The sequence below is a fragment of the Streptomyces sparsus genome (assembly GCF_054776295.1).
The window spans coordinates 4,984-10,161 of the sequence record NZ_BAAHCA010000092.1 but is presented as its reverse complement, the minus strand read 5'-3'; the positions used below and the strand labels follow the sequence as shown (position 1 = coordinate 10,161).

At 72.2% G+C, this 5,178-nt stretch carries 7 protein-coding genes and 1 pseudogene; 3 read left to right on the top strand and 5 right to left on the bottom strand.

Annotated features, from left to right (window positions below; translation table 11 throughout):
- Together ACYVE9_RS07960 and ACYVE9_RS07955 are read right to left on the bottom strand one after the other, a co-directional pair.
- Positions 1–372: pseudogene (locus tag ACYVE9_RS07960) on the bottom strand (helix-turn-helix domain-containing protein); the annotation flags it as partial.
- Positions 373–712: 340 nt separating this feature from the next.
- Positions 713–1,057: an ATP-binding protein gene (locus ACYVE9_RS07955; protein ID WP_461027029.1), complete on the bottom strand. Its 345-nt coding sequence runs from the start codon at positions 1,055–1,057 to the stop codon at positions 713–715.
- Between ACYVE9_RS07955 and ACYVE9_RS07950 the strand changes: the two genes are divergently transcribed.
- Positions 1,004–1,459 carry a DUF5753 domain-containing protein gene (locus tag ACYVE9_RS07950; RefSeq protein ID WP_461027028.1) on the top strand — a complete coding sequence of 152 codons (456 nt, stop codon included), beginning with the start codon at positions 1,004–1,006 and terminating at the stop codon, positions 1,457–1,459. The two genes, ACYVE9_RS07955 and ACYVE9_RS07950, sit on opposite strands and share 54 nt — an antisense overlap.
- Positions 1,456–1,662, top strand: coding sequence for a DUF397 domain-containing protein (locus ACYVE9_RS07945; RefSeq protein WP_461027027.1), 207 nt, complete (start codon positions 1,456–1,458; stop codon positions 1,660–1,662). Before ACYVE9_RS07950 ends, ACYVE9_RS07945 begins: the two co-directional genes overlap by 4 nt.
- Before the next feature lie 85 nt (positions 1,663–1,747).
- Here the strand turns inward: ACYVE9_RS07945 and ACYVE9_RS07940 are convergent, their stop codons facing one another.
- From ACYVE9_RS07940 to ACYVE9_RS07930, 3 genes are all read right to left on the bottom strand, one after another.
- Positions 1,748–2,056: a hypothetical protein gene (locus ACYVE9_RS07940; protein WP_461027026.1), complete on the bottom strand. Its 309-nt coding sequence runs from the start codon at positions 2,054–2,056 to the stop codon at positions 1,748–1,750.
- A 251-nt stretch (positions 2,057–2,307) separates the two neighbouring features.
- Positions 2,308–3,504 (bottom strand): hypothetical protein, encoded by a 1,197-nt coding sequence (locus ACYVE9_RS07935; RefSeq protein ID WP_461027025.1) that lies wholly within the window; start codon positions 3,502–3,504, stop codon positions 2,308–2,310.
- A 230-nt stretch (positions 3,505–3,734) separates the two neighbouring features.
- Entirely contained in the window at positions 3,735–4,196 is a 462-nt protein-coding gene (locus tag ACYVE9_RS07930) for an LIC_13387 family protein (protein ID WP_461027024.1), read from the bottom strand.
- A gap of 240 nt (positions 4,197–4,436) precedes the next feature.
- Between ACYVE9_RS07930 and ACYVE9_RS07925 the strand changes: the two genes are divergently transcribed.
- The gene (locus ACYVE9_RS07925; RefSeq protein ID WP_461027023.1) at positions 4,437–5,057 is read left to right on the top strand and encodes a TetR/AcrR family transcriptional regulator; all 621 of its coding nucleotides are present in this window, start codon (positions 4,437–4,439) and stop codon (positions 5,055–5,057) included.
- The last annotated feature ends 121 nt before the right edge of the window (positions 5,058–5,178 follow it).

Sequence of the window (5,178 nt, the reverse complement as noted above, 5' to 3'; positions counted from 1 at the left end):
CGTGCGCCCGGCCGGGCACGGCACCGGGCGCTGGTGGGCGACGGTACGGGTGACGATGCGGCCGCTCGGCAGACGCACCCGCGTGCGGACCAGGTAGCCGTGCGCCTCCAGTTCCCGCAGTGCGGCGGCGACACGGGTCTCGCCCTCGGGAAAGCGGCCGGCGAGCGTCCTGATGTCCACCCGGGCGCCCTGCGGCAACGACTGGATGTGCACGGCCAGCCCGATGGCGGTCAGCGTCAGTTCGGCGTGCTGGGCGAGGTGGTTGCCGACGATCGTGAAGCGGTCGGTGTGCCGCGCGCGGACGTGCGTCACGCCGTGCGACGGAACGGAATACGGCGCGCGTGAGGGCGCGCTAGGCTGCGGTTCAGCCATCAGGAAGGTCCTGCTTCCTCGGTGGTCAGGCCCTCGTCCGGGATTGCCGTCCCGGCGGGGGCCGTTGTATGTGCGGTTGTGTGCGGTCGCGGCGACCCTACTCCCGCCGCGCACCGCCGCACCCGCCTCAGCAGCCCTTCTTCACCCCTGTGGGTGACGTCCCGGACGGTCGGCCGGTAGGTGGGTGGGTTCCTTGTTCTCTTCTTCACGTACTTCGGTAGGTGATCCCGGGCCCCGCCACGTCCCCGGCCGCCACTCCCCCACGGACCGGAACGCGACCCGCCACGGCCCGGTGGACGGTCGGCAGCCGCGCCGCACCAACGATCAGCGCCGCGCCACGTCAGCCCGCGACATCGAGTTCCGCCCACACCGTCTTACGCGGCACCGGCCCCGCGGTCGCTCCCCAGCGGTCCGCCAGCACGGACACCAGCAGCAGCCCGCGCCCCGACTCCGAATCCGGGCGCGGGCGCGGGTCCGCGTCGGCCCTGGAAGCGGAACCCGGCGTACCGGCGGCCGACCGGACCTGGGCTGCGAGCGGCATGCGGTCACCCCGGGCATCCGTCACCGCGATGCGCAGCACCTCCCCCGTCACCGTGAGGTCCAGGCGGAAGTCCCGTCCCGGGACCCGGCCGTGCAGCACGGCGTTCGCCGCCCGGTGTACGGGGAGGCCGAGGTCGAGCGGCACGTCAGCGCCCGCATGGCCCGGCGGATCGTGTTCGACAGGACGCCGCCCCCGGCCCTGAGCTTCGTCATGGAGGAGGTGACGCTGCGGAGGCCGCTCGGCGGCAAGGCGGTACTACGCCGCCAGCTGCAACACCTGCTGGAGTTGGCCGAACTCCGCAACGTCGAGCTACAGGTCATGCCGACCGATCGGGAGGACCACGCGGGCATGGGTGGCCAGATCCAGGTCCTACAGCTGAACGACGGTTCGGCGCTAGGTTATTCGGAGGCGCAGCTCTCAAGCCGACTCGTCAGCGACCCGAGAGAGATACAGATCCTTGAGCTGCGGTACGGGATTCTCAGGGCCCAGGTCCTCACGCCCGTGGAGTCGTTGACCTTCATCCACAAGGCGCTTGGAGAGACATGACCGCTCCCGTTCGAGACGACGGCCGCAGCCCGCTGCGATGGTTCAAGAGCAGCCACAGCCCCAGCGACAGCAATGATTGTGTGGAGGTGGCCGTGACGTCGGCCGCCGTGCACGTCCGGGACTCCACCCGTCCCGGCGGCCCGCGGCTCCGCCTCGAACCGGCCACCTGGACCGCCTTCCTCACCCGCGCCACCGACCGCTGACGCCGACGGGTCCGGGGCGTGGTGCGGCCACACCCCGGACCCCGCCGTCAGCGGTGTCGTCACCTCAGCGGGCGACGGACCGGGCTCAGCAGTAGACGGTCTTCTTCCACGTGGCGAGGCCCTTGCTGTGGAAGAACTTGTTCTTGCCCGCCTTGATCGACGTGCAGGGGTGGTCCTTGCCCAGCTTCATGACGACCTTGACCCGGACGGTCTTCTTGCACTTGTTGGTCACCTGGACCGTGTAGCTGCCGGCCTTGTTGTGCGGCGTGGTCTTGACACACGAGCCCACGGCCTTGCCGGGCGCCGCGTACGCCGGGGCCGCCGTCCCGATCAGGCCCGCGCTGAGAACCGTGGCGGCTACGACCGAACCGACCAGTGACCTGCGTGACTTCATGACGCTCCCTGTTCCGTATCCGCACGAACCGCACCGACGCGGCTCGCTTCGGCACCAGTACGCCACGGGCCGCGACGGCTGATCGGCCGGAAACACGCAGGTTGGGACGTCCCAGGGCCGCAAGCTGGTCCCACGGCGTCGAAGTTGGGCCGTCCCGGGGACGGCCCAGGTCAGGGCGCCCTCCGGGACGACCCGAAGCCGCTCGTCCACCACCTCCGGGACCGCGCGCTCGCCCGCCCCGGAGAACACGTCTAGGGCAGCTCCAGCGTGGCGAGCAGGGGTTTGGACATCGGGTTGCCGCTCTGGTTGACCTGCATGTGCCCTGCCGCGATGAGCTTCCGGGTCCCCGGCACGAGCACGACCGTGTCGAACCAGAGCGACTGCCGCGCCTGGCGGGTGATGCCGCCGGTCGCCGGCAGCGTGCTCCGGGTGGTCTTGCGGCAGACGCCCTCGCTCGTCAGGTGCCATCGGTTCAGGTAGATCAGACCGCCGTGGCCGTCCGGGGCGGGGTCGCGGCCGTCGTCACAGCCGGGTGCCGCGTCCGTGACGTCCGTCCACCGGGTACCGTCCCAGCGGAGGGTGAACGACCTGTTCTGCGGCTCGTTCTCGACCTCGCCGTGGTTGAACGACAACAGGCCGTCCGCCCACACCTCGTCCGCGGAGACCGCCCTCACCCGGTCAAGCCCCGCGGACGCCTCGGGTGGCTGCGGGTCGGGAAAGCGGTAGGTCGGGGTGTCGGTCAGCGTCCACGTCCGGCCGTCCCAGTGCATGGCGGCCGGCTGCGAGTACTGCTCGCCGTCGACGCCGGCACCGCTGGTGCGGTGGCCGACCGCCCACAGGTCGTCGGTCGCCCGGCCGTCGAGTGCGCCGGCGGTCGCCGGGAGCCGGACGGTGTTCCACCGCTTGCCGTCCCAGTGCCGCGCGTGGTGCCCGGACGCGCCCCACACGTCGTCGGCGCCGAACACCACCGGTGTGCCGAGTGGCCCGAGAGGCTTCGGGACGCGGTGCCAACGGGAGCCGTCCCAGCGGGCGATGCCGGGACCGGTCTCCTGGGCGGCCCCGTTCCCCTCCCCGAACAGCCACATGTTGTCCGGGCCGGAGGCCGCGAACCGGGCGTGGTGGACCGCACCGTCCAGTTCCGCGGGCATGTCCTGCCGCTGCCATTCGCGGCCGTCGTAGTGGAAGAGGTACGGGCGGCCTTCCGCTCCACCTCCCGTCCGCAGCACGGCCGTCGCCCAGATGTCGTCGGCGGCCAGGGCGACCACGTCGTGGAAGCTGCCCTTGGCGTCCCTGGCCACGTCCTCGTAGGCCCAGTGGGTTCCCTTCGCCGGCTTCGAGGACGTCTGCCGGTCGTTCGCCGAGCCGCCGTCCCCGCCGTCCGACCCGCCGCACCCGGCCAGCAGCACGGTGACGGCGACAAACGCCGCGGCCCTTCTGTTCCGCGCCATGCGCTCACCCCTCGGTTCTGGGCTCCGGGTTCCGGGTTCTGGCCCGCGTCTCGCGTTCCGCGACGGTACCTCCGCCGTCACCGGCCGGGGCAGACCGCGGCACACAAGGCACGGGCGGGGCACATGTGCGGAAGTCGGTGGCCTTCCCGCGGTGCGTTCCCGCGGTGCGGGTGCTCCCACACGCGTGGCCGCCTTCCGGTGCCCTGCCCGCCGCCTCGTGGGCCGGGGGGTCAGCGGGCGGCCCGGTGCAGCGACCACGCGAAGGCGCCGCTGGTCAGGGTGAGGACCACGATCGGCGGCGGCGGGAGCAGGAGGACGGCCACGGCCAGGCCGCCCAGCGACGTGGCGAGAGCCGTCCAGCCGAAGGCGTTGCGCCGCCGCGCCAACTCGGGAGCCAGGCGGACGGCGGTCAGTGCGAGCAGCCCGCAGGCGATGGCGAACAGGGCCATGGCGATGCTGAAGCCGTGGAAGACCTCAAGGGTGCTGCGCTCCAGACCGAGCAGGGTGACCGTCGCGTCCCGCATCACTGCGTCCGTGGCCTCCTGCTGCGGGGTCCGGTCGGCCAGGGCCGCCGCGGCGGAGAAGACGAGATGTCCGGCCCCCACCAGCACGAAACCGGCGGCTCCCAGGAGGAAAGGGCGGGTGGACGGTGTGATGGACGGGGCGGCTGGCCGGGAGTCGGTCGCGGTCACGGGTGCTCCTCGATGCGGAGGGGTGGGCGGCTGCCAGAACGGCGGCGCCGTCGACGGCCCGCCCGTGCCACCGCCGCCGTCGGGTGTGGTGCGCACAGCCCGGAAGGGGTGGTGGCCGGGTGCCGCAGTCGCCGAGCGCCGGCAGGTGAAGGTGTGCGGCTGATTCGGGCAGGGAGTCGAAGAGCCCCCACCTCTACAGCCGTAGAGGACACTCGCACTCTACACATGTAGAGTGCAGAGGTGTCCAGTCCTGATCGCCGCACCCTCATCGCCGACACCGTCATCAACACCGTGGCCGCCCACGGCCTCCGCGGCCTGACCCATCGCGCGGTCGACACCGCTGCCGGACTGCCGCCCGGCAGCACGTCGTACTACTTCCGCACCCGCACGGCGCTGATCAACGCCGGATATCTCCGCATGGTCGAACTCGATCTCACCGATCTCGAAGGCGCCGCCGGGGGTGAGCCCGAACCACGTGGTCCGGCGGGCTCCGCCGCTGACACCCTCGCCGCGCTCCTGCACCACTGGTTGACGACCGCCCGCGAGCGCCAGCTCGCGCGCTTCGAACTCAGCCTGGAGGCGGCCCGCCAGCCGGACCTGCGACCCGCACTGCACGCCGCCGGCCTCGCTGCCCGCGCCAGGGCCGCCACCCTCCTCTCGGGGGTGGGTGCGGACGCCCCCGAGGCGGCAGCGGAGTTGCTGCTCGCCTGGATCGACGGCCTGCTCTACGACCGGCTCGCCGGCGCGCTCGCGCAGAGCCGTCCCGAGCCGGACCGGACCGAACTGACCGCCGTTGCCGGGATCATGATCGACGCCGCCCTCCGGGCGCAGCCGGACAGGGGCAGCACCCAGGGGCCGTAGGAGCCCAACAGCGGTGGGGACTCAATGACCGTGGGGGTTCAACAACCGTGGGGACTCAACGGCGCTGGGGACTCAATGACCGTGGGGGTTCAACAACCGTGGGGACTCAACGGCGCTGGGG

Coding starts and splice junctions, on each gene's coding strand:
- ACYVE9_RS07945 (WP_461027027.1), top strand. CDS start 1,456: ATGACCGCTCCCGTTCGAGACGACGGCCGCAGCCCGCTGCGATGGTTC.
- ACYVE9_RS07940 (WP_461027026.1), bottom strand. CDS start 2,056: ATGAAGTCACGCAGGTCACTGGTCGGTTCGGTCGTAGCCGCCACGGTT.
- ACYVE9_RS07935 (WP_461027025.1), bottom strand. CDS start 3,504: ATGGCGCGGAACAGAAGGGCCGCGGCGTTTGTCGCCGTCACCGTGCTG.